The sequence below is a fragment of the Natronorubrum daqingense genome (assembly GCF_001971705.1).
Lineage (GTDB): Archaea > Halobacteriota > Halobacteria > Halobacteriales > Natrialbaceae > Natronorubrum > Natronorubrum daqingense.
This window is the reverse complement of sequence record NZ_CP019327.1, coordinates 2,129,600-2,151,582: the sequence shown is the minus strand read 5'-3', so window position 1 is coordinate 2,151,582 and position 21,983 is coordinate 2,129,600. Positions and strand designations below refer to the sequence as shown.

Sequence of the window (21,983 nt, the reverse complement as noted above, 5' to 3'; positions counted from 1 at the left end):
TTTTACAGCTCAGTCGTCTCCCGCAGACTCGGCCAGTTCCGTCTCTAGATGGTCATCGATGTATTCCTCGGGAGCACAGCCAAGTGACCGGTGTGGACAGTACTGGCAGTGCTCGCCGGTCGTCGTTTCGGTGAACGAGGGGTCATCAGCCGCCTCGAGCGTCCGATGGATACTGGACCACGGGGGGAGTTCCTCGGGTGCGAAGAGGTCGACGCGTGGGCCGTCGACGGGACCGACGTAAACGTAGCCAGCAGCCGTCACTGGCTCGTCGAACGCCTGCTCACACGCTCGGACGTACAACGCCAGTTGGGACGCCTCGGACGGCGAAATTCGTTCGGCTGTCGCCTTGTAGTCGAGCACGACGAGGTCGCCCTCCGGGGTCCGTCGCACCGAGTCGATGAATCCGACGACGTCACCGCGGACGTTCGGCACGTCAGCGAGGGTAAACGGCACTTCCGCGGCGAGTGGCTCCCACTCGTGAACCGGGTCGTCGAACGCGGGCGCACTCGCGTCGAAGTACCGATCCACACAACTGAGGACGCGCTCTCGATGCTCGAGGACGCCCCTCGCCGTCAGTTGCCGGATCGCGACTTCTCGCCAGTCGTCTCGAGTGGCGTCGTTTCGATAGAACGCCTCCTCTGCAACGTCGTGGAAAACCGTCCCGACGAGGCGTGGGACGGCGGTATCGCCAGATACGGTCCCGTCGTCTTCAGAGTGAGACTCGAGAGGTGTCCCATCCTCGAGTGTCCGAACGGACGAATCGCCGATCGCGTGAACGACGTGATCGAGGTAGTGCTTTCGCGGACACGTCTCGTGGGTCGCAAGCGAGGTGTAGCTGTGTCGCAAGGCGGCGGGGACGTCGGTCGCGTTCGCGAGCGTGCCGACGGGGAATCGAACGGTTTCACCAGTCAGCGACGAAAGCCGCCGTTCGCTCGGCACTCGTCGACTCGCACTCGCACTCGAGGTTTCAGCGACAGTTCCGCCAGCCTCAGTTGTACTCGATTCACTGTTGTCGTCGCTTGTGCCACCGAAAACGTCGTCACCGGTAGCGCTCACTGCGTCGGCTACAGGCAACAACGTGCCCTCCCGGAGCATCCGCCCGAGGTCGTGAACCGTCTCGATGGCCGTCCGGGTCTCGAGTGGCTCGGCGGTCCGGTCGTCGTAGCCGGAGTAGTAGGTGATCGTTCCGGGCGTTCGATCTGCAGAGTCGGCGATTTCGTCGGTTCTGTCGGCGACTGTTTCGGGAAACGACTCCCTAACGCGTTCGAAACTCTTGGTGAGGGATTCCCAGAGGGTCATTTGCTCGCCGGTGACCGACCACTCGAGGTCGTCCGCCAAACACGCATCTGCCGTCGACGCGCCGAGTTCCTCGTCCTCGCCGTCGTAATCGTACGTCGAACCGAAAACGAAGAGGTGGTTCTCCGCTCGAGTGAGCGCGACGTGGAGGACCCGCCACTCCTCGCCGACCGTTTCGGCCGCGAGATCCGCACGCAGCGGCGAGTCGACGTCGTCGTCGAGGGTGGCCGCTAGTAGCTGGTATCGTGCCCGTCGGGCGTAATCGCGCTCGACGCACCACTCCTCGTCGGAGAGGTACGGCACCAACACGGTATCGAACTCGAGGCCTTTCGCCTGATGGACCGTCATCACGTCGATGGCGTCGGCAGAGTGGGTACCCCGCGTCCGATCGCCCGAGCCACTCCGGAGCGTACGCTCGAGCGCGTCGACGAACGCCGGCGTCACCGTCTGGACCACCGAATCTGCGGTGTATGACTCGATGAAGCGCTCGAGGCGACCGAGTTCGTCGCGCTCGTCGCTCGTGCAGTACCACTCGAGTCGCGTCACCTCCCGAAATCGGCCGACGAACCCGGAGAGTGGGTAGACGTCCCGCAGCGTCTCGAGTTCCTCGAGGTGGGTCCGTGCGTTGTGGACTCGCTTAGGTCGTTCGAGGCTGCTCTCGAGGCCCGTATCAGCACCGGCGTCTGCGTCATCACCGGCGTCAGCATCCGACTCGAGCCCCATCACGGCGTCGTACAGCGTTCCGTCTCGACGCTGTAACGTCGCGAGGTCGGCTTCGCTCACCCGATACCGGTAGAGTAACACCCGACGCAGGTGCGCGTCTGCGGCGGGATCGACGAGCACGCGGAAATACGACAGGAGCGTTTGCAGTCCCGGCGACACCTCCCCGTAGGCCGAGCCGGATATTTCGTAGGGGAGTTGACGGGTGTTCAACTCCGCGGCGACGGCCTGTGCGTGGCGATTCGTCCGAACGATTACCGCGATATCTTCGAGCGAGCGCTGTGACACGGCGTCGGCGTCGCCGTTCAACAGCCTCGAGACCGTCGTCCCGACCTGCTCGGCCGTCGATCGGTCGATCTCGTCGCTCTCGACTTTAACGACGCGGTCGACGGCTGACTCGTCGCCGCGGCGCTCGCCGCCGGTCGGCGATTCGCGGTCGCGGTCGCACTCGGAAATGGTGTGAGGGCCAGAGCCAAGGTCAGCTTCGTCTGCCGGTGTCGACGACGTTGCTCTGTCTGCCTCTCGAAGCGTCTTCGAGCCCTGTTGACCGTAGTCGCAATGGTTCGTTAGGGCCAGAATTTCCTGTTTCGAGCGGAAGTTGAGCTCGAGTTCGTAGGATTCGTGGTCGTCGTAGACCGTCGCAAGTCTGTCGAGGCCTTCCCGGTCCGTACCGCGCCAGCCGTAGATCGACTGGTCCTTGTCGCCGATCGCGAGCAAATCGGGCCGGTCGGGGCCGTCCGTGAGTTCGGTGATGAGTCGAAACTGGGTCCGGTCTGTGTCCTGAAATTCGTCGCAATAGACCTGGGTCCACTGGCTCGTAATCTCGTCCGCAACGCCGTCGTCGGTAACCAGCGTCGTCGCCGTCCGCACGAGTTCGTCGAAATCCAGCGTCCGTTCGTCCTCGAGAGTCGCGTGGTAATCGGCGTAAACGGCCGTGTAGTGGCGCGCGAGACGCACGAACTCGACGTAGTGCTTTAGCCTTCCGAAGGGGCTCTGCTCGAGTCGACCCGTCGAGCCGCGCCAGATTTCGTTTCCGAAGAGCGCTCGAGGAAGCTGTTTCGTCGTCGGCTCCTCGAGTGAGAGCGCGTCGATCGTGTTCGTCACGCTCTGTTGGAGGAGCGTGAGGTAGTGATCGATCTCGCGGACGAATTCGTCGCCGCGAAACGCGGCGGGCGCTTCCGCGATCTTTTCGCGACAGAACGTGATCAGCTTCCCGTAGTCGACGAGCGCGGATTCTGCCCCCTCGAGGTGTTCGTCTCGGTTAAAGTACCGAAGCGCCTCGTTGTCGAACGAGAGGCGCTCCTCGGCGGTTTCCTCGAGCCAGAGCACGAATTCGTGGCAGAGTTCGAGCGTTCGGACGGCGGGAAGCTGGTCGTCCAGTTGGTCCGGGGTGATATCCTCCTGACTCATCGATTGGATAAACCGGTCGACGCCGGCGGTGACGTCGTCCGGTGACGGCTCACCACGTCCCATCGTCGTCGCGAAGTCGTACTCGTTCTCGGCGAGCAAACGACCCACGATCCGGCGTCGCGTCCGTTCAGTGACGACGTCGAATTCGGGCGAGTAGCCGAGGTAGTAGGCGTACTCGCGGACCAGCCCGTAACAAAACGAGTGGTACGTGTTGATGTCGATCGCGGCGGCCGTCTCCGGGTCGAGGCGATCGCTCACCGCAGCGCGAATACTACTCGCGGCTTCGTTCGCGAACGTCAACACCAGCACGTCCGCGGGGTCGACGTCGCCTCGCTCGATCGCCTGCTCGAGTCGCATGAGCATCGTCGTCGTCTTCCCCGTGCCTGCACCGGCATCGACGGAGGTACAGGCGGCCGTACTATCGATCACGCCCTGTTGATTGCCCCGCGGCTCGTGAGGATTCTCACCCATCGAATCGCACCTCCGAGGCCAAATACTCCTGACAGCAGACCGAATAGCCACACTCCGGACAGGACGCACTCGAGATCGATTCCCAGCGCGTTTCCGGTTCGAATTTCCTGTCGACGATTCGCGCTACGGCGGCCGCGAGTCGGTCGTCGACCGCTCGATTCCGGTGTTCGTGCGTCATCCCGTAGGTGTGGTGGTCGATGTAGCGATCGGTCAGGTCGTGTACCTCGAGACTCGCGTCGACCGACTCTTGAACCCAGTTCACCGTCGTCTGCGAGCGATCGGCGACCGGTATCTGTACGTACCGACACGTTCGGTTCTCGAGCCCTAACTGCTGACAGCGGGTGCGGAGTCCGTCGACGACGGCAGCCGTCTCGAACAGCGAACCGACGAATCCCGGTTCGAAGACGTCCGCTTCGGGATCGAAGTGGTCGTGGAACTGGGCTTCGATATCTCCCTCCCACTCGGGTCGGTACCGAAGTCGTCCCAGCGGTGCGAGCGTCGGCACGAACCGAACGCCGACGACGGATCGTCCGTCCGCGGTGAGGTAGTCGACGGTCGACTCGAGCGTCACGCTCGCGTCACCTGCTTCCGACTCGGGCAGCGACACGCGACTCGAGAGCGGGAGGGTCGGTCCGATCACCTCGCCGTTCGTCTCGCTCGTGAGTCGGTCGATCCCTTTGGCGTGTTCGACGCCGATCCGGTCGACGTACGCCTCGAGCGTCGCGTCGAGTACTCGGCGCACGTGGCGGCGTTGTTCGCGCGAGTGAAACCGTTCGTCGTGGTCGTTCCAGCGTTCCTCGAGCGCGGTCGTGGCAGCATCGAGGAGTCGATCCGGATCGGTGTCTCCGGTTCGTAACGCCGCACAGAGCGCACCTCCGAGGAGATCGACTCGGTCCTCAGCCGCCGTCTCGTCGCTGGTCGACTCGAGGTCGTGTTCGTGGGCTAACTCGTACTTGCGTGGACAGCGAACGGAGGTCGTGAGTCCGTCGACGTGGAGACGCTCGATACTGGCTGTTGACCCGGTCTGCGTCGGCGTCGGCGTATCGGGACTGTCACTCATTACGAATCACCTCGCCGGCGGCGAACTCGAACTGTGAGCGGACGGCGTCGGCTAGCTCGTCGTCGATTTCGTCGTGTGCGAGGACGAGTGCGATCTCTTCGAACAGTTCTTCCGTGGTGGCGAGGTCGGCGTCGCCGCCCGTACTCGCTTCCCGAACGATTCGCTCGAGTTCGCCGTGTGGCTGGGCGAGTACGGCCTCGAGTGCGTTTTGCTCGCCGTGGATCGCTGCCGTCGTCTCGGGTTCGACGGTCGGGAGATCACTGCCGCGTGCGGACTCGAGCAGTTGCAGGTACCGAGATACGTCGTGTGTCCGATCGAGGCCGCCCGCACCGCGTTCGAACGAACAACAGTAGAGCGCCGACCGTGCCGCGCGAGCCCCGAGTGCGAGGCGGCGACGCGAGCGCTGAGCGTGGTAGGCCTCGAACGGATCGCCGATGCCATCCGGATCCGCGCTGGCGAACGTCGCCGTGACGTCTTCGACGGACGGGTCGGTTACGGCCGGATACGTCGGCATCTCCCGAACCCACGCCGTCGGAAACAGTTGCGTGAGAAACTGCTCGCCGGGATAGGCGTCGTCGATCAGATCGAGCACGAAGACTGCCTCTCGCGTGTCGTACTTCAGATCGTCGATCGCACAGACCGTGACGCCGCCGGTCGGTGGCTGGGCGTCGACCGCGTGGACGTAGGGAGCGTCGTACTGGATCGTCCGGCGGAGCATCCGCCGCAAGCCCTGCCAGTCGGGACCGACCAGGTCGGTCTCCTCGACAAAGCGAGCGATCTCGAGCACGCGCCGGAGACTGGCGAACTGTTCGCGGGCGTCGACCCACTTCTCCTCGCGTGCGATTCGGCCCTTGAGGTCCGTCCGTCGAATCCAGCGCTCGAGCGAGCGGGAGACCCTCGAGTGTGAACACGACTCGACGGTCTCGAGGGAGAGTCCGTCGACTCGAGCACGCAGTCGCTCGAGAGCCACGTCACTCGGTTCCGTCGTCGGATCCCGTGGATCGATCGGACCTCGAGCACGCTGGTCGGAACTCGCCCGTTCGCGAGCGTCTTCTGTGGCGAGTTCGGCGTCGACGCGGTCCGATCGACGCTCGCGTTCGCCCTGGAGGGTGACGAACGCGTAGAGTTCGTGCACCACTGGGTCCTCCGCGAGCGAGGGCGTCCCGATCGTCGCCGTCGGAATCCCTGCCTCTCGAAGCCGTCGTCTGGTTTCGGGGACCCGTTCGATTCGGGGGACGGCGACTGCGAACTCCTCGAATCCCCAGCCGTGTCGATCGCGAAGCGCCTGAATTTCGCTCGCGACGGTGCTCACCTGCTCGGCTGCCGTCTGCGTTCGAATTCGGAACACGCCGTCGGCGACGTTCGATTCGAGTTTTCTCCCGTCGGATCGCGATCCATCGCCGGCTGAGTGTCCTGGATCGGCGCCCGCCGAGTGCTGTGGACTATCGTCGGCCGAGTCCTGGGGGCACGCCCCAGTCGCGAGGAAGCGACTGACCGCCTGCTGTGGCGAACGGCTGGCGGGCGTGGTCTCCCTGCAATCGCGTCGCGGATCGAGAATCTCGACCGTCAGTCCGTCCCCGACGTGATCTTCGATACAACCGGGTTCGACTCGAGTCCGCTCGACGCTGGCGTGGCGCTCGCCCAGACAGACGAGTGCAGTGTCTTCGGAAAGCGCGGCGAGATACCGCCGATCGAGTCGCCGATACTCCTCGAACTCGACGGCGAGGACGGCGTCGATCGAGTCCGTCACTCGCGTTCGCAGCCCCCCGACGTCGCCCTCGAGCAGATCGACCGTTTGTGGAACGACGTCCGCACGCTCGACGTACTCTCGCTCCTCGAGAACCGCGTGAAACCGGTCGTTCATCGCGTAGAGAAACGCCAGCGACTCGCGTGGCTCCTCGGCTTCGACGTCCGTGAGTCCCAACTGTTGGCGGGTCGCCTCGAGCAGCAACTGGCCAACGTCGCGGGCGAAACTCTCGTGGTCGCTCGCGCGCTCGAGGTACGCCGGCACGTCGCGACTCGCGCCGTCGATCACGAGCGAGATGAGTTCGATCCGTTCTTCGTACTCGAGTCGATCCAGCGTCGGGTCGTGCTCCTCGAGTACTTTCGAGGCGTGTTCGGGCAGCGACTCGACGCGCGGTGATTTCGGCGTATCGTCCGCCGTCGAGGCGGCTGCGAGGGCTTCGGTGAGGTTCTCGAGGCCTGCTGGGTGGCGCTTTAAGACCAGCACGTTCTGTGGCTCGTACTCGTCCGCGAGTGCGGCGTACTCCGTCGCGATGTGGTCGAAGAGAGCGTCGCTCGAGCAGGGTTCAGCAAGGAGCGTACACGTACCCTGGAGGGTGGGTTCCTGAGACGCCATCGATTGATATGACCGACTTGTGCGATGTTCGTATATAAACGTGCGCCGTCCGCGGCATCTCGTTTGTATGGTGTCGATGGCGGACCGACTATGCGATGATTCCGCATAGCAAATTCTTATAGGAGTGACCGAGCACACATCTGTATGGACGATATTTTCGTCGCTCGCGTCATGTCGTCGTCGCTGACGACGGTTTCGCCGGAGACGCTGGTCGAAGATGCCGCACAGGAGATGCTCGCGAACGAGATCGGTTCGGTCATCGTCGTCGACGACGACGGTGGACTCGAGGGTATCTTGACGACGACCGACTTCGTGCGGATCGTCGCCGAACGCAAGCCGAAGGACCGGACGCCGGTGTCGACGTACATGAGCCAGAACGTCACGACGGGGCGCGCACAGGAGAGTATTCGCGACGCCGCCGACACGATGGTCGAACACGGCTTCCATCACCTCCCGATCGTGGACGACGACGAGGGCGTCATCGGCATTCTGACGACGTCCGATCTGGCTTCGTACCTCTCTCACGCGCAGACGCCGAGTCCCGAGTAACGGGTTCTTCTCGACTGTCACGCCCTGAGAGAACGTGTTGCCTTCACGGCTGTCTCGAGCGAACCCTGTTTTCGTTAGTCGTCGTCACCCTCGCTCGTCTGGAGGGAACTCCCCTCGTGGTGGTGCAGCGACGACATCTCCTCGCGGAGGTCGGTCCCGTTTCGCTCGAGCGTGCGAACCTGGTAGACGTAGGCGATCGTCGAGAGAATCGCGAAGACGACGACGACGATCAGCGCGGTCGGTGCGCTCGCGGCCACGAGTAACATGAACACGAACGACATCACGATGTTGCCGATAGCGACGAGTTTGAGCACCGGTAGCGGCAGTTTGTAGACCGAGTACTCGTAGCGTTGTGGATACTTCTTGGGGAGGTTCCACAGGGCGATACCGCTGATCATGAAGGAGAGGAACGTTCCGGTGACGACGATGACGACCAGCCAGTCGATGAACTCCGGGCCGGTGAATTCGTCGAGATAGCCGATAAACGGTGCGACGGCGAGTGGCGGCACGCCCATGAAGATAACGGCGCGGTGGGGCGTGTCGAATCGGTCGTGAATGCCCGCGAAAAAGCCGGGCAGGAGGTTGTCACGCGAGGCGCGCATGACCGTCCGGGAGTACGAGGTATAGAGCGTGTTGACGGTCGTCGCCGCAGCGACAAGCGCGGCCACGGCGATCAACACGATTCCGGCGGTGGGCAGCGTCCCGAACTCCTCGCCGACGGCTGCGAGTGCGCCGTCGACGGGTTCACCGTCGGCACCGACGGCCGCTTCCCACGACCCGCCGCCGATCAGCGCGACGACGAGGACGACCGATAACACGGCGACGAACGACATTCCCACCGCGAGGACTCGCGGGATGTTCTCGACCGGGTTCTCGAGTTCTTCGCCGATTTCGATGATCATCGCGAACCCCTGGTAGGGAATGTACAGGAGGACGATCGCGAGGAAGAACGGCGCGAGTCCGTCTTCGAAGGGCTGGCCCTCACCGTCGGGGAACAACGGATCGAAGTTCCCCGGGTCGAACGACGCGAGGCCGCCGACGATGAACGTGAGCATTCCCGCGATCAACACGGTGACGAGCGCGATCTGTGCCTTCGCCGCCACTCGAATGCCGACGTAGTTCACGATCAGGAAGAATCCGAGGATCGCCCACACCGCGAGAGTCGTGTTCACGTCGACACCGTATCCGAGCAACTCGAGGAAGTACGGCAGGTACTGGGCGAATCCAAGCGCAGCGAAGAGGAGGTACGCCCAGACGGCCACGACGGGAAGCATGATGTTGAGAAAGCCCCAGAACGGTCCGACGAGCCTCGAGCCGTAGACATACGCCCCGCCCGCGACGGGAATCGCCCCGCCGAGTTGAAGGAGTTGCAAGACCCCGAGTGCCATCGGGATAATTGCCAACAAAATTGCGAGTATAATACTCGGTCCAGCTTCGGCAGCCATCTGCGTCGGAACGAGAAAGATACTCATTCCGAGCGCCGTCCCGATTAACAATGCAATCGCTATCCCCGGCCCCACCTTTTCGTTAATTAATTTGAAATCGTCAGCACCCACGGTGTATCACGGGCTGTCATGGCTCCCCGCCCCTCATTAATGTATTCGTTTCGAAATGTAGTGGGTTAACGATGGAAGCTAAATGCACATATATTTATACAGTGTGTTTGAGTGACAAGTGCACGCATGCGAGTTCGATTCTGATCACGACTCGGAACGAAAACGGTGATCGCTCGGTTCGTCGCTACGGAGAGACGGACAGTTTGCTCGTCAATCGCCGGCGTCGCTCATCCACCGAACAGTCTCCTCGAGGCGGTCGCCTAACGTCCGAGCTTCCGCTGGCGTCAGTTCGATGTCGGCGTGGCCCGTCGCGTGATCGCCCGCCATCGCGTCGATACTGAGGACAATTCGGTGGTCATCGGTCGGTTCCGGACGCACGGAAACGTCCGCTCGATCGGGATACTCTCGTGGCGGCCCGACCTCGAGGTCGCTCTCGCCGCGAGTGACGCCCACCCGGACGCGCTGGGCGTGCTCGAGATCGAACGAGTCCGTCGGATCGTCTTCGGGAGGCGCTCGGTTCGGTTTCTCTGTGGTCTCCTCGAGTCGGTCGTCGGGGCTCGGGTCACCCATAGGTAGTCGTAGAACTGCAACGGTCTTGGCTGTCCGCTCACGGATTTTGGTACCTCACTCGACCGTGAACGTCGCGTCGTCGATCCAGTCCCCGCCAACCCAACACTCGCGGGCGAACCAGCCGAAGTACGCCGCCATTCCGAGCGTCAGGACGGCCTCGAGCGAACCGAGGCCGGTCATCGTCTGTCCGGTGAGGATGCCCGCGAGGCTGATCGTCACCCATCCGAGCGTCAGTATCGTGATCGAGATGGCAGCGACTCGCGGCCACTCGAGCGTCGCCGGCCCGAGGATGACTCGCTCTCGGAGGCCGGCGACGAGCATTGTGACGCCGACGAGGGCGAGCCAGAGGACGATACCGACCATCGACACGCTCGTCGGGACGCCGAGTCCGACGACGAAGAGCCCGGCCAACAGTAGCGTCACGAACCCCCCACCGGCGAGTCCGTGTTTGATCACCCCTTTCTGTTCGCTCATTTCCTGACAGTTCGTCGGTCGGTTTGGTTAACCGTTCGGATCGTCTCGAGCCCTCGTGACTTCGGTGGACTCGTGTCTTCGTTTAAATCGTACGATTTACTGTAACCGTCTGCCGGATTGACCGCAGAACGGGTCGGTGTCGGCTCTCGTGACCGGTGGCAAATCGTGGCTCGACCGTCGGTAGGGCTAGTCTTAATGCGATGCAACACATCGTAGTATCCATGGAAAACGTCACTGCGCGGATGGGCGACGAGGAACTCGATCTCCTCGATCGACTCGCCGAACAGCGCGGCGGCGGACGAAGCGATGCGATTCGGGAAGCAGTCCGTCGCGGCGCGCGCGAAGAACTCGTTCAAATCGCCCTCGAGCGCTATCGAGAGGGGGCCGTCGGAATGCGTGGAGCCGCTGAGATCGCCGACGTATCGGTTGCACAGATGATGGTCGAAGCAAACGAGCGTAACGTCCTCTCGAACTACGATGAAGCAGATCTTCCGTCGGACGTGGACGCACTCCGATGACCGACGACAGTGGTCCGCGAACACTGCTCGTCGATGCGTGCGTGTTCATCACGCTCGCAGATCTCGGAACACTCGACGTTCTCCGTGACACGGACGGACGAGCGACGATGCCACAGACGGTCGTCGAAGAAATAACGTCTGAGCCAGCCGAACGTGAACTCGACCGGGCGCTCGACGACTGGATCGTCTCCTCGACACTCATCCGTAACGAAACGGCTGTCGACGGATGGGACGAGCACCTCGAGACCGCTCGCACTCACCTCGGAAGAGCATCCGACCCAGAAGAGTGGGGTGGTGACGTCCCGTTGTTGGCAGCGGCGCTGTCTCACGAACGTTCGGTTGTAATTACTGACGACAAACCGCTCCGAAAGACCTGCAACATCCTCTCAATTCCCGTTTCTGGGACCATCGGCCTTCTCATTCGAGCCGTCGAATGCGGCGATCTTGGTGCATCCGAAGCGAAGCAAACACTCGGGGCGATGGACGAAGTCGGTGCACGACTGAGCGTACGACTGGTACGGCGTGCAGAACGATTGATCGACGAGGCTGCAGAAACGTAGGCGACCGACCCAGCCGAACCTACTCAGTCGTCGTCCATCGGCGCCGTTACGGGCTCGACGCGCTCGCCGCGTGGGCCCTCGAGGTCGATTTTCGGCAGCAGGTCCCGGAGGTACCGACCGGTGTGTGAGTCCTCGAGTCGAGCGACTTCTTCCGGCGTTCCCGTCGCGACGAGTTCGCCGCCGTGTTCGCCACCTTCGGGGCCGAGGTCGATGATGTGGTCGGCGTTCTTCACGAGGTCGAGTTCGTGTTCGATGACGACGACGGTGTTGCCGTTGTCGGTCAGCCGGTGGAGCACCTCGATGAGTTTTCGTTCGTCCTCGTGGTGGAGTCCAGTCGTCGGTTCATCGAGCAAGTAGAGCGTCTCGCCGGTGTCTTTCTTCCCGAGTTCCTCGGCGAGTTTGACCCGCTGGGCCTCACCACCGGAGAGCGTCGTCGACGGCTGGCCGAGGGTCATGTAGTCGAGTCCGACGTCCTTCAGGAGTTTCAGTCGCCGGCGAATCTGGGAGTTCGACTCGAAGAACTCGTAGGCCTCGTCGACTTCCATCTCGAGCACGTCGGCGATCGTCTTGCCCTTGTAGGTCACGTCGAGGGTCGCGTCGTTGTAGCGTGCGCCGTCACACTCCTCGCAGGGAACGTAGACGTCGCTGAGGAAGTTCATCTCGATTTTCACCGTGCCCTGTCCGCCACACTCCTCGCAGCGTCCGCCCTTGACGTTGAACGAGAAGCGCCCCTTCTCGTAGCCGCGCTGTTTCGCGAGTTTCGTCTCGGCGAACAGGTCGCGGATGTAGTCGAAGACGTTGGTGTAGGTGGCCGGATTCGACCGGGGCGTCCGACCGATCGGGGACTGGTCGATCAAGCGCACGGTCTCGATCTCCTCGAGGCCCTCGAGGCCGTCGTGGTCGCCCGGGATGACGCTCGTGTTGTCGTTCATCTGGCGGGCGAGGCCCTTGTAGAACACCTCGTGCATGAGCGTCGATTTGCCGGAGCCGGAGACGCCCGTGATCGCGGTAAAGTTTCCGAGGGGAATGTCGACGTCGAGGTCGGCTAAGTTGTGCTGGCGAGCGCCGCGAATGGTCAGCGCGCCCTCCGGGTCGCGGCGTTCGTCCGGAACCGGAATCTGCCGACGGCCGGAGAGGTAGTCGCCGGTGATGGACTCCTCACAGTCTTTGACGTCCTCGACGGAGCCGTTGGCGACGACTTCGCCGCCACGTTTGCCCGGACCGGGACCCATGTCGATGACGTTGTCCGCACGTCGCATGGTCTCCTCGTCGTGCTCGACGACGATCAGGGTGTTTCCGATGTCTCGGAGTTCCTCTAAGGTATCGAGCAGTCGGTCGTTGTCCCGCTGGTGGAGTCCGATCGATGGTTCGTCGAGCACGTAGAGCACCCCGACCAGCCCGGACCCGATCTGCGTCGCGAGTCGAATACGCTGGCTCTCGCCGCCCGAGAGGGTCGCGGCTTCCCGGTCGAGGGTGAGGTACTCGAGGCCGACTTCGACCATGAAGCCGAGTCGAGCCCGGATCTCCTTCAAAATCTCCTCGGCGATGACCTTCTCACGCTCCGTGAGGTCAGCTTCCATCGACTCGAAGTGGGCTAAGGCGTCGCCGATGCTCAGCCCGTTGATCTCGGTGATCGCGGTCCCGTCGATGAACACGGCCCGACTCGCGGCCTTGAGACGGGTGCCGTCACAGGACGGACACTCCGTCGCCGACATGTAGTCCTCGATGTGCTCGCGGGTCGAATCGGAGTCGGTCTCGAGGTATCGACGCTCGAGGTTCGGAATGACGCCTTCGAAGCGCTTTCGCTTGCGTCGGGTCCCGTTTCGGGTGTGTCGCTCGAATGTCACCTTCTCGCTGGTGCCGTAGAGGAAGGCCTGTTGGGTCTCTTCCTCGAGGTCCTCGAACGGCGTCGACAGCGAGAGGTCGAAGTGTTCGGCGACGGCGTCGAGTCGCGTCTGGTAGTACGACCGGTTGTAGCTCCAGGGTTCGAAAACGTGTTTGAGCGACTTGGATTCGTCCTGAATGACCAGTCCCTCGTCGATCTCTTTCGTCTCGCCGAGTCCCTCACACTCCGGACAGGCCCCGTGGGGCGAGTTGAAGGAGAACGAACGGGTCTCGATTTCGGGCACGTCGATTCCGCAGTGAGTACACGCGAGGTCCTTCGAGAACTCGACGACGAAGCGATCCTCCTCCTCGGTCTCGTCGCCCAGCGCACCAGTTCGGCGGGCCGCCTCGCCCAAATCCGACGCGACCTCCTCGGGTGCGTCGGGCAGGATAACCTTCAGGACGCCCTCGGCTTCCTCGAGGGCCGTCTCGACGCTGTCGATGATCCGCGGACGGGCCTCGGTGCTCACCTTCACGCGGTCGACGACAACGTCGACGGTGTGATCGAAGTTCTCGTCCAGGTCGGGGTCGTCGAGGGTGAGATCGTACTCCTCGCCGTCGATTTCGACGCGGGAGTACCCCTCCGAGACGAGTTCCTCGAAGAGGTCCTCGAAGGCTCCTTTCTGGTCGCGGACGACCGGAGCGGCGAGTTTCGCTCGCGTTCCCCCGGGCAACTCGAGGATGCGCTCGACCATGTTCTGGGCGGATTGCTCACCGACTTCGCGGCCACAGTCGGGACAGTGGGGGGTACCGACGCGGGCGTAGAGGAGGCGGAGATAGTCGTGGAGTTCCGTGACGGTCCCCACCGTCGAACGAGGGTTGTTCGCGGCGTTCTTCTGGTCGATCGAAATCGCCGGAGAGAGGCCCTCGACGGTCTCGACCTGCGGTTTGTCCATCTGCCCGAGAAAGTTCCGGGCGTACGCGGAGAGGCTCTCGATGTAGCGACGCTGTCCCTCGGCGTAGATCGTCTCGAACGCCAGCGAGGACTTCCCCGATCCGGAGAGTCCGGTGACGACGGTAAACTCCTCGCGGGGGACCGTGACGTCGAGGTCTTTGAGGTTGTGCTCCTCTGCACCTCGCACCTCGATGTAGTCTTTGCTCATGTGTAGGTGGTGAGTGGTGATCGAATTGGGTCGCGACGCAACGCTCGATTCACTGTGCGTGAGTCAGTGGCCGGAAGGACTTAACGCGTCTGGAAGCCCGGCAGCGTGGGCTGTGCTAGCATATGTTGCCGGACGGGCCCGCGGTCCGGTACTAACTCGTCGATGACGTTCACGATGTTTCTGACAAACAGTTATGCAATCGTTCGTGGTCGGTATCGACTCGTGATGATTTCAGAACGCTCAGCAACTGCGGACCGACGGACGATGCTGGCAGGACTCGCCGCGACGTTCGGGTCCGTCGGACTCGCGGGGTGTACCGGAGGTGACGAGGACGATGACGACGACAACGGCGACGAGCCGACCGAGAACTCGAATTCAAACGACGATGAGGCGGAGGACCTAGACTCGAACGACGACGAGACGGTTCACTCGGAGTACGAGTCGACCGACGTGCTCGTGACGACCTCTGATGGGGACGAACTGGGTGAGGTAACGGCGGCTATCGCGGATACGCCGGAATCACAAGAGCTCGGGCTGAGCGATACCGATACGCTTCCCGACGACCGGGGAATGTTGTTCGTCTACGATACGATCGAAGATCGGACGTTCGCCATGCCGGAAATGTCGTTCGGGATCGACATCGTGTTCGCCGACGACGAGGGCGTCATCACGAGTATTTTCCACGCACCGGAACCCGAACCGGACGAGGACGGCTCCGAACAAACCTACTCCGGCAGCGGACAGTACGTTCTGGAGGTCGTCTACGAGTGGACCGCCGAAAACGACATCGAGGAGGGTGACGTTCTCAATTTCGAGTTGTAACTCGACGCGGGTTTCGATCACGCTGGTAACGTCCGAACAGCCGCTATGGCTTCGATCGGAAGACCGAACGGGGCGATGTGATCGACGGTTCCGGCCTGCCAACCAGTCTCCGTCGAGGAAACCACCGTAGGTCATTTCTTCTCGTTAGTCACCAGTCATCGGTTCCCGTGGTTCGGACTCGGCCGACGGTTCGTCTCGAGTCCGCAGCCACGAATCGATCATCGCGCCGATTCCGATAGTCGGGAGAACGAGGATGACGACGATGTTGACCAGCGGGATCAAGTAGACGAGATGCACGACGAGGATGCCCACGACGAGTCCGAGCCACAGGTTCGGGTCCGGACTCGAGCGAACCCATCCGAGGACGAGTGCACCGACGGCGATGATGGCGAGTGCGTCCGCCAGCAAGATGAGGAGCCAAAACCCGAAGAACACGAGCACCAGCGCGAGCATGAGGGCGACGCTGACCGTGTCGGGCGCGCCGAGTGCCGTTATTCCGGTGATGAGGAACATGCCGACGAAAACGGCCACGAAGCTGGCGACGAACGCGCCGAGACCGAGGAGGAACGACCGAAGCGTGTGCCGCCTCATGCGGGTTCCGACGCCACGGACGTACGACTGCGAGACGGCCAGCAGGAGCAATCCGACGCCGAACGTGATGACGGCGTAAACCCCCATCACGACGAGAATTTCTGCGAGCGTTCGGGGTGCAGTAGCACCGTTCTGTGCGGCAACGCTCGAGGGAACGAGCGCCAGAAGGATGAGGACGACCGCGGGGAGGGAGCGCCGGACCATACGTTCTATCGTGTTTTCTGAGTAATGAATCGCCCGGTGACGGTCGTCGCGTTCGACACCCAGAGACGCGCCGAATCACACATCTGTCGGGCTAACTCAGCCGCCCAATACGTCACAACTCCGGCGTCTGCCGACTCTATCCGGTGTCTGCCAGCCAGACCAAAGTGACTTCGGTCGGAAGCGCGAACGGGACGGTATGAGCGACGATTCCGGCCAGACAGTCGCTATCGGGGAACTCGTCGAGTACTGTCACACGCAGGCCGGCTTGCTCTCGGGACGCGTCGAGACGATGCGCGAGGAAGCGGACGAGTTGCTCACCGAAATCGACGAGGAGATGGCCGAACTCCGCACGCGACTCGAGGACCACGCGACCGGCGTCGAGGGTGTCGACGCCCCGTCGACACCTGCTGGACCCGGTGACCTCGATCTCGAGGAACTCGAGGAACTCGAGCGCGACGTCGAGGAGAAGCAACTGCTCGTGGAAGCGAAACAGGCGCGAATGCAGGCCTTTCAGGACCTCGCCGCGAACTACACTGACCTCGCCGAGGAACTCCAATCCGAGTTCGACGACGGTGGAACCGCGTTAGAGCGCGTGATCCACTTCGAAGCCGACCACGACGCGCCGGCGTACTTCGAGAGTCGCGAGACGCTCGTCGAAGCCGCGGCAGCGGCCAGCGACGAGTCCTCCGAGGGTTCCTGATCGACTGGCTGATCACCTGCACTGGCAGATCACCAGCTCAGGCCGATTACGCACTCAGCGCCTCGAGCAGCGCGTCTATCTCCGCGTTCGTGTTGTACGCGTGGACCGACGCCCGAACGGCCTCGAGGCCGGGAAGCGTTCGAACGACGAGTCCCGAATCGGCGAGACGCTCGACGGTCGCTTCCGGTTCGTCGACGGAAATCGTCACGAGGCCGGATTCGAATTCGCGCGGACTCACCAGTCGGTCGTCGCGAAGTCCGTCTTTGAGTCGATCGGTGAGCGCTTCGATTCGCCGTTCGATCGTCCGGATGCCGATTTCATCGAAACAGTCGATCGCCTCGCTCAGCCCTGCGTACGGTGCCGGACTCGCCGTTCCGACCTCGAAGCGTTTCGCCCCCGGTGCGTACTCGTAGTCGACGGCGTTTTCCTCGGCGACGCTCCGGTAGCCGATGGCTGCCGGCCGAAGCGCCCGTTCTCGCTCGAGTCCTCCGCGCACGAAGAGAAATCCGGCACCGAAGGGACCGAGCAGCCACTTGTGGCCCGCGGCGACGACGAAATCGGCACCCCACTGGTGGACGTCGATCGGGACCTGTCCGGGTGCCTGCACGGCGTCGACGAGGACGAGCGCGCCGGCGTCGTGAGCGACGTCGACGATCGATTCGATCGGCAACCGGGTGCCGTGGGTCCAGGTGAGCGAACTTACACACAAGAGCGTCGCGTCGCTCGCCACCGATTTCACGTCCGCGAGAGTTAGCCGGCCGTTTTCGGTCTCGAGTTCGCGGATCTCGACACCTCGCGTGCGCTCGAGTCGTTGCCACGGCAGGATGCCCGAGGAGTGCTCGAGGTCGGTTCGGACGACGACGTCGGTGTCGTCCCACTCGAGTGCACCCGCGACGCGATTGATGCCGTCCGTCGTGCTCTGAGTGAGGGCGATCTCCTCGGCAGTGGCACCGAGGAGGTCGGAAACCGCGTTTCGGGCGTCGTCGTAAGCGTCGAACGCAGCGGGATACATCCCCTCGCGCGTCGGGGCCTCGTACTCGTGATGCTCGAGACTCGATTCGACGGCGTCGACGACGCGAGTGGGACTCGGCCCGCCGGCACCCCAGTTGAGGTACGTCCCCGACTCGAGGGCAGGAATCGTCTCGCGAAGGTCCAGTGGTTCCATCGAGGACGTCTTCGAGTGCGGCCCTGTTAGAACCCCTCGATCGACCCGCTACGGGAGTGGTCTTCCCGACGGTCGGTAACTGGGGATAGGGTTTTATCGACCGCCGGACCAACACGTAACTAATGTTGTCGCTGCTCGCGACCTCGACTACGTTCGACGCGAACGATCCGGAGACGACGGTTGCGATCGGCCACCTGTTCGCGTCGCTCGCGATCGCACTCGGCGCACTCGTCTTGCTGTACTACACGTCGATATACGTCCGAGACGTTCTCGCGGCGGACGTCGGCGGCGCACAGTGGTACCTGTCGATCGGACTCGGAGCCGCGGTCGTCTACGCCGGAGCCAGCATCGGGGATGTCTTCCTCGAGTCGGCGGGGATTCCGCTGTTCGGCGACGGGGCCATCCTGTTTTGTATCCTCTTTCTCACGCTGGCGATCCGGGCGATGTACCACGCCGAACGGACGCGTGAGGAACGTTCGCAACTCCTTCCCGCGTGGGCTGACGTCGCCGTGATCGCCATCTTCGTCGTCGCCTGGTGGGGCACGTTCTTACTCGAGAGTGCGTGGACGAGACCCGTCGTCGCCGTGGGCTGGGTGCTCGCGTCGGCGTGGGCGATTCACTACGGCGTTCAGACCGTTCGCGTCCACGAGGGAACGACGCTCGCAGCGTTGACGCGCCACCTCCTCCCGGCGATCGTCTGTCTCGTCGCCATCGTCGTCGTCGACCTGGTAACTAGCTACCTCTCGGGGTACGCCGCGCTCGCCGACGCCACGTGGATCGTCGGCACGACCCTGGTCGGCGCGTTTCTGTTCACCACCGCCGTCGCGATTCGCCAGCAAGGCGGCGAACTCGAGCGCCTCTACGACTGGACGACCTGGCGCGATCAGTCACTCGAGTAGCCACGGGCGACCGTCGCGCAAACGTGACAGAACCTTGTCCACATTCGAGTAACTTATAGTGGATCGATAGTACCACTGCAAACGATGGTCCTCACAACCGCATTCGGCGGCGTGTTGGTAGCTGTCGCCCTGTTCTTCCTCTGGAACACCTGGACGTACGTCAGTCAGTATCGGACGATCTCGAGCGTCGATCCCGACGCGACGCCGACGATGCAACCTGGCGAGACGGTGACGCTCACCGGGCGGGCCCGAGTCAGCGAATCGGCACCGACTCCGGATCCGAGAGGCGACGCAGAACGCACTGACGACAGTGACGGTACTGACGGCACAGAAGACGCGGACGACGCCGACGCCGGCGTGGTCGCCTGGCGAATTCGCCGACGAAAACGCAAGCGACGGGGTACCTCGAGTTCGGGTTCCGGTCGTCGCGGCCGACGCTACAAGTGGTCGACCGAACGCGGCGGCCTCGAGGTCGGCGACCTCGAGATCGAATCCGACGCGGGGACGGTGGCCCTCGATCCGGACGCGACGAAGGAACTCATGCCCGGCGGTGCCACCTTCGGAACGGCCGACCCGTGGGATTCGGCCGGGCTCCACCTTGGAGAGCCGGATATCGACACGCGAATCGACGATCCGCGGGACATCGGACCGGATCTGCCGGTCGACATCAACGTGGGGCCGCTCAGCACCGGCGAGCGCTCTCGCTTTCAGGTTAGCCGGATCGACGACGGCGATCAGGTGATCGCACACGGCGAACTCGAGATGGGCGACGACGGCCTGACGCTCACCGAGGGCTCGAGCGCGTCCCTCGTCCTCGCGAACGGCTCGATCGGCGACCTAATCGGCCGCCTTCGGATGGAAATCGCGAAGAACGTCCTCTTTGCACTGGTGTTGCTCGCATTTGCGGCCGCGACGTTCGCCGGGTATGTCGACGTCTCGTAGCGGTACTGATTCCGCCACCCGTGGGCCGGTTATTCCGCCGAGAGCACGTCGGCGAGTCCCTCCCGATCCAGTTTTCCGAGGTTCGTGACGGGCAACTCCTCGAGGACGACCACGTCCCGCGGTCGCTTGTACGCGGCGAGGTGGTCCTCGGCCCACTCGACGATCGCGTCCGCACTCAGCGACTCGTCGGAGACGATCACGCCCGCGACGACCTCCGAGCCCTTCGTCTCGTGGTCGCGGCCGCCGACGGCGGCGTTCTCGATTCCGGGGTGGGTCTTCAGCACCTCCTCGACCTCGGCGGGGGCGATGGAGTAGCCACTCGACTTGATCATGTACTTTCGGCGACCGAGGAAGTAGAGGTGGCCGTTCTCGGTGAACCGTCCGATATCACCCGTCAGCACGTAGCCGTCGTGCGTCGCTGCCTCGGTCTCCTCGGGCTTGTTGAGGTAGCCCTCGAACAGCGAGGGTGTCTTCACCGTGATCTCGCCGGTCTCTCCCTGGGGGAGTTCCTCGTGGGTCTCCCAGTCGCGGATCACGATATCGGTCTCGTAGACTGGTTTGCCGACGAACCCTTCCTCGACGACGCCGAGTTCGTTGGTGAACGTATCTCGCGTGTGCGTCTCGGTCAATCCGTAGGCTGCCTCGTACATCTCAGCCCCGGTGGCATCGGCCCAGCGCTCACAGAGGTCGTCCGTCAATGCCTGGCCGAAACTCGTCACCGGCATCGACTCGAGCGAATCGATCTCTCGCTCGTCGTCCTCGTCCCCCAGCGTTTCCAATAGCTCGCGGACCATCGGGGTGGTGATCCAGCCGTTGTCCGGATCGTGGGCCTCGAGCGCGTCGAGATAAGCCTCGGCCTCGTAGCGCGTCAGGAGAATGGACGTCCCGCCCCGAATCATCGGCGAGTCGACGGCGTTGAGCTTGCCGGCGACGTGGAAAACGGGCATCACGGCGAGGTGGCGCGTCCCGCCGTCCCGGTCGGTCAGCGCCGAGGAGGTGGCGGCAGCGAAGAGCACGTTCTCGTAGCTGTGCATGCAGCCCTTCGGCAGCCCCGTCGTTCCGGAGGTGTACTGCAGCAGGCAGATATCGTCCATCGCCACGTCGACCGTTGGCGGATCGGCGGGCGTCTCCTCCAGTACCGAGTCGAAGTAGAAGCTGTCGTCGGCGGGAGGCTGTCGATGCATCTCGATTGCGTCGACCATCTCGGGATGGATCGCCGGCACCGGTTCGTCTGGGAGGAACGTCTCGAAGCGCGTGTAGACGACCTGCTCGAGGGGCGTCTCCGCTCGAACGTCCTCGAGCAGCGAGGCGTGGGTGTCGCCCGCGACGGCGATTCGGGCGTCGCCGTCCTCGAGTTGGTAGGAGAGTCGGTGTTCCTTGGCCATCGGACTACACGGGCTCACCCGCATTCCGAGTCGCTGTGCCCCGTAGTAGGCGATTACGTACTGCGGGCAGTTCTGCAGGCACAGGAGGAGCGTCTCGCCCGCTTCGTACCCCTGCTCGTCGAGCCACGTCGCGAACGACGAGATCGCGGACTCGAGGTCGCGATAGGTCAGGTCGGTGCCGTAGTAGTTGATGGCGACTCGCTCCGGCGTCTCGCCTGCGTAGTGGGCGACGTACTCGTGGAGTGGCCGCCGTCCCAGCGGGAACGACGGCTCCGACGGGACGCCCGCAGGGAACTCGTCCTGATCAGTGGTAACCATACCCGCGACAATAACGAACAAACACAAAGTAATTGCGTTGAAGCGATTCCACGGTAAAGTCGTTGCCGCTGTCGGTCAGCGCGTCTCGAGGTGGCTGCCGACTGGCAGGTGAGTGAGTCGACGCGCGACGCTGCAACTGCGCGCCCGACGTATTTGCTCGTGGCTATCCTGAGAAGTGACGACGCGCTCCACCATGACTCACACCATCGAAATCAGCGACGACCTGAAGGAGCGACTCGACGGTCACCTCGAGGAGGACGAAACTTACGAGGAGTTCATCGAGGAACTCGTGTCGATCTACGAGACGGAGGGCAGATTCTTGCAGGAAGGTATCTGAGGGTGACCGTCCCGACCGACCTCGACTCGTTTTTATCGTCGAACGTCGTCGGGCCCGACAACGCTACCGTTGACGACGGTGCCGGCTCAA

General features: G+C 63.1%; 18 protein-coding genes. 8 read left to right on the top strand and 10 right to left on the bottom strand.

The annotated features are described in order from the left end of the window. Positions 1–9 precede the first annotated feature (9 nt). Genes BB347_RS10445 through BB347_RS10435 form a run of 3 tightly spaced genes read right to left on the bottom strand, consistent with a single transcriptional unit; the run spans position 10 to position 7,316 of the window. On the bottom strand, positions 10–3,897 hold the full coding sequence (locus BB347_RS10445; protein ID WP_076581213.1) for a UvrD-helicase domain-containing protein: 3,888 nt from the start codon (positions 3,895–3,897) through the stop codon (positions 10–12). Next, positions 3,890–4,957, bottom strand: coding sequence for a PD-(D/E)XK nuclease family protein (locus BB347_RS10440; RefSeq protein ID WP_076581211.1), 1,068 nt, complete (start codon positions 4,955–4,957; stop codon positions 3,890–3,892). Before BB347_RS10440 ends, BB347_RS10445 begins: the two co-directional genes overlap by 8 nt. Further along, a complete protein-coding gene (locus tag BB347_RS10435; RefSeq protein WP_076581209.1) occupies positions 4,950–7,316 on the bottom strand; it encodes a hypothetical protein in 2,367 nt (788 codons plus the stop codon). Before BB347_RS10435 ends, BB347_RS10440 begins: the two co-directional genes overlap by 8 nt. Before the next feature lie 144 nt (positions 7,317–7,460). On the opposite strand from BB347_RS10435, the gene BB347_RS10430 reads away from it, so the two are divergent. Continuing rightward, positions 7,461–7,865, top strand: coding sequence for a CBS domain-containing protein (locus tag BB347_RS10430; protein ID WP_076581207.1), 405 nt, complete (start codon positions 7,461–7,463; stop codon positions 7,863–7,865). 74 nt (positions 7,866–7,939) lie between these two features. Here BB347_RS10430 and BB347_RS10425 read toward each other — a convergent pair whose 3' ends face one another. The 3 genes from BB347_RS10425 to BB347_RS10415 all read right to left on the bottom strand — a co-directional run bounded on the left by BB347_RS10425 (position 7,940) and on the right by BB347_RS10415 (position 10,465). Continuing rightward, positions 7,940–9,385: an APC family permease gene (locus BB347_RS10425; RefSeq protein WP_236996002.1), complete on the bottom strand. Its 1,446-nt coding sequence runs from the start codon at positions 9,383–9,385 to the stop codon at positions 7,940–7,942. A 246-nt stretch (positions 9,386–9,631) separates the two neighbouring features. Then, a complete protein-coding gene (locus BB347_RS10420) occupies positions 9,632–9,991 on the bottom strand; it encodes a hypothetical protein (protein ID WP_076581203.1) in 360 nt (119 codons plus the stop codon). A gap of 54 nt (positions 9,992–10,045) precedes the next feature. Then, positions 10,046–10,465: a hypothetical protein gene (locus BB347_RS10415; protein WP_076581201.1), complete on the bottom strand. Its 420-nt coding sequence runs from the start codon at positions 10,463–10,465 to the stop codon at positions 10,046–10,048. Between the two features lie 221 nt (positions 10,466–10,686). On the opposite strand from BB347_RS10415, the gene BB347_RS10410 reads away from it, so the two are divergent. Both BB347_RS10410 and BB347_RS10405 read left to right on the top strand, forming a co-directional pair. Continuing rightward, positions 10,687–10,983, top strand: coding sequence for a ribbon-helix-helix protein, CopG family (locus tag BB347_RS10410; protein ID WP_076581199.1), 297 nt, complete (start codon positions 10,687–10,689; stop codon positions 10,981–10,983). Further along, positions 10,980–11,543: a DUF3368 domain-containing protein gene (locus BB347_RS10405; protein ID WP_076581198.1), complete on the top strand. Its 564-nt coding sequence runs from the start codon at positions 10,980–10,982 to the stop codon at positions 11,541–11,543. The genes BB347_RS10410 and BB347_RS10405 overlap by 4 nt, the downstream gene beginning before the upstream one ends. Positions 11,544–11,566: 23 nt before the next feature. Here BB347_RS10405 and uvrA read toward each other — a convergent pair whose 3' ends face one another. Further along, the gene (gene uvrA / locus BB347_RS10400; protein ID WP_076581197.1) at positions 11,567–14,530 is read right to left on the bottom strand and encodes an excinuclease ABC subunit UvrA; all 2,964 of its coding nucleotides are present in this window, start codon (positions 14,528–14,530) and stop codon (positions 11,567–11,569) included. 225 nt (positions 14,531–14,755) lie between these two features. On the opposite strand from uvrA, the gene BB347_RS10395 reads away from it, so the two are divergent. After that, positions 14,756–15,352 carry a DUF192 domain-containing protein gene (locus tag BB347_RS10395; protein WP_076581716.1) on the top strand — a complete coding sequence of 199 codons (597 nt, stop codon included), beginning with the start codon at positions 14,756–14,758 and terminating at the stop codon, positions 15,350–15,352. A 144-nt stretch (positions 15,353–15,496) separates the two neighbouring features. Here BB347_RS10395 and BB347_RS10390 read toward each other — a convergent pair whose 3' ends face one another. Next, positions 15,497–16,147 carry a hypothetical protein gene (locus tag BB347_RS10390; RefSeq protein ID WP_076581196.1) on the bottom strand — a complete coding sequence of 217 codons (651 nt, stop codon included), beginning with the start codon at positions 16,145–16,147 and terminating at the stop codon, positions 15,497–15,499. A gap of 196 nt (positions 16,148–16,343) precedes the next feature. On the opposite strand from BB347_RS10390, the gene BB347_RS10385 reads away from it, so the two are divergent. Continuing rightward, positions 16,344–16,847 (top strand): hypothetical protein, encoded by a 504-nt coding sequence (locus tag BB347_RS10385; RefSeq protein WP_076581195.1) that lies wholly within the window; start codon positions 16,344–16,346, stop codon positions 16,845–16,847. Between the two features lie 46 nt (positions 16,848–16,893). Here the strand turns inward: BB347_RS10385 and BB347_RS10380 are convergent, their stop codons facing one another. Further along, a complete protein-coding gene (locus tag BB347_RS10380; RefSeq protein WP_076581194.1) occupies positions 16,894–18,012 on the bottom strand; it encodes an aminotransferase class V-fold PLP-dependent enzyme in 1,119 nt (372 codons plus the stop codon). 122 nt (positions 18,013–18,134) lie between these two features. Here BB347_RS10380 and BB347_RS10375 point away from each other — a divergent pair, with 122 nt between their 5' ends. Both BB347_RS10375 and BB347_RS10370 read left to right on the top strand, forming a co-directional pair. Next, on the top strand, positions 18,135–18,911 hold the full coding sequence (locus BB347_RS10375) for a hypothetical protein (RefSeq protein WP_076581192.1): 777 nt from the start codon (positions 18,135–18,137) through the stop codon (positions 18,909–18,911). A gap of 84 nt (positions 18,912–18,995) precedes the next feature. Continuing rightward, entirely contained in the window at positions 18,996–19,853 is an 858-nt protein-coding gene (locus tag BB347_RS10370) for a hypothetical protein (RefSeq protein ID WP_076581190.1), read from the top strand. A 29-nt stretch (positions 19,854–19,882) separates the two neighbouring features. Here BB347_RS10370 and BB347_RS10365 read toward each other — a convergent pair whose 3' ends face one another. Continuing rightward, on the bottom strand, positions 19,883–21,556 hold the full coding sequence (locus BB347_RS10365) for an AMP-binding protein (RefSeq protein WP_083687736.1): 1,674 nt from the start codon (positions 21,554–21,556) through the stop codon (positions 19,883–19,885). 193 nt (positions 21,557–21,749) lie between these two features. Between BB347_RS10365 and BB347_RS19310 the strand changes: the two genes are divergently transcribed. Further along, complete coding sequence (locus BB347_RS19310; protein ID WP_168170945.1) at positions 21,750–21,893, top strand: DUF7557 family protein; 144 nt, start codon at positions 21,750–21,752, stop codon at positions 21,891–21,893. Positions 21,894–21,983: the final 90 nt, after the last annotated feature.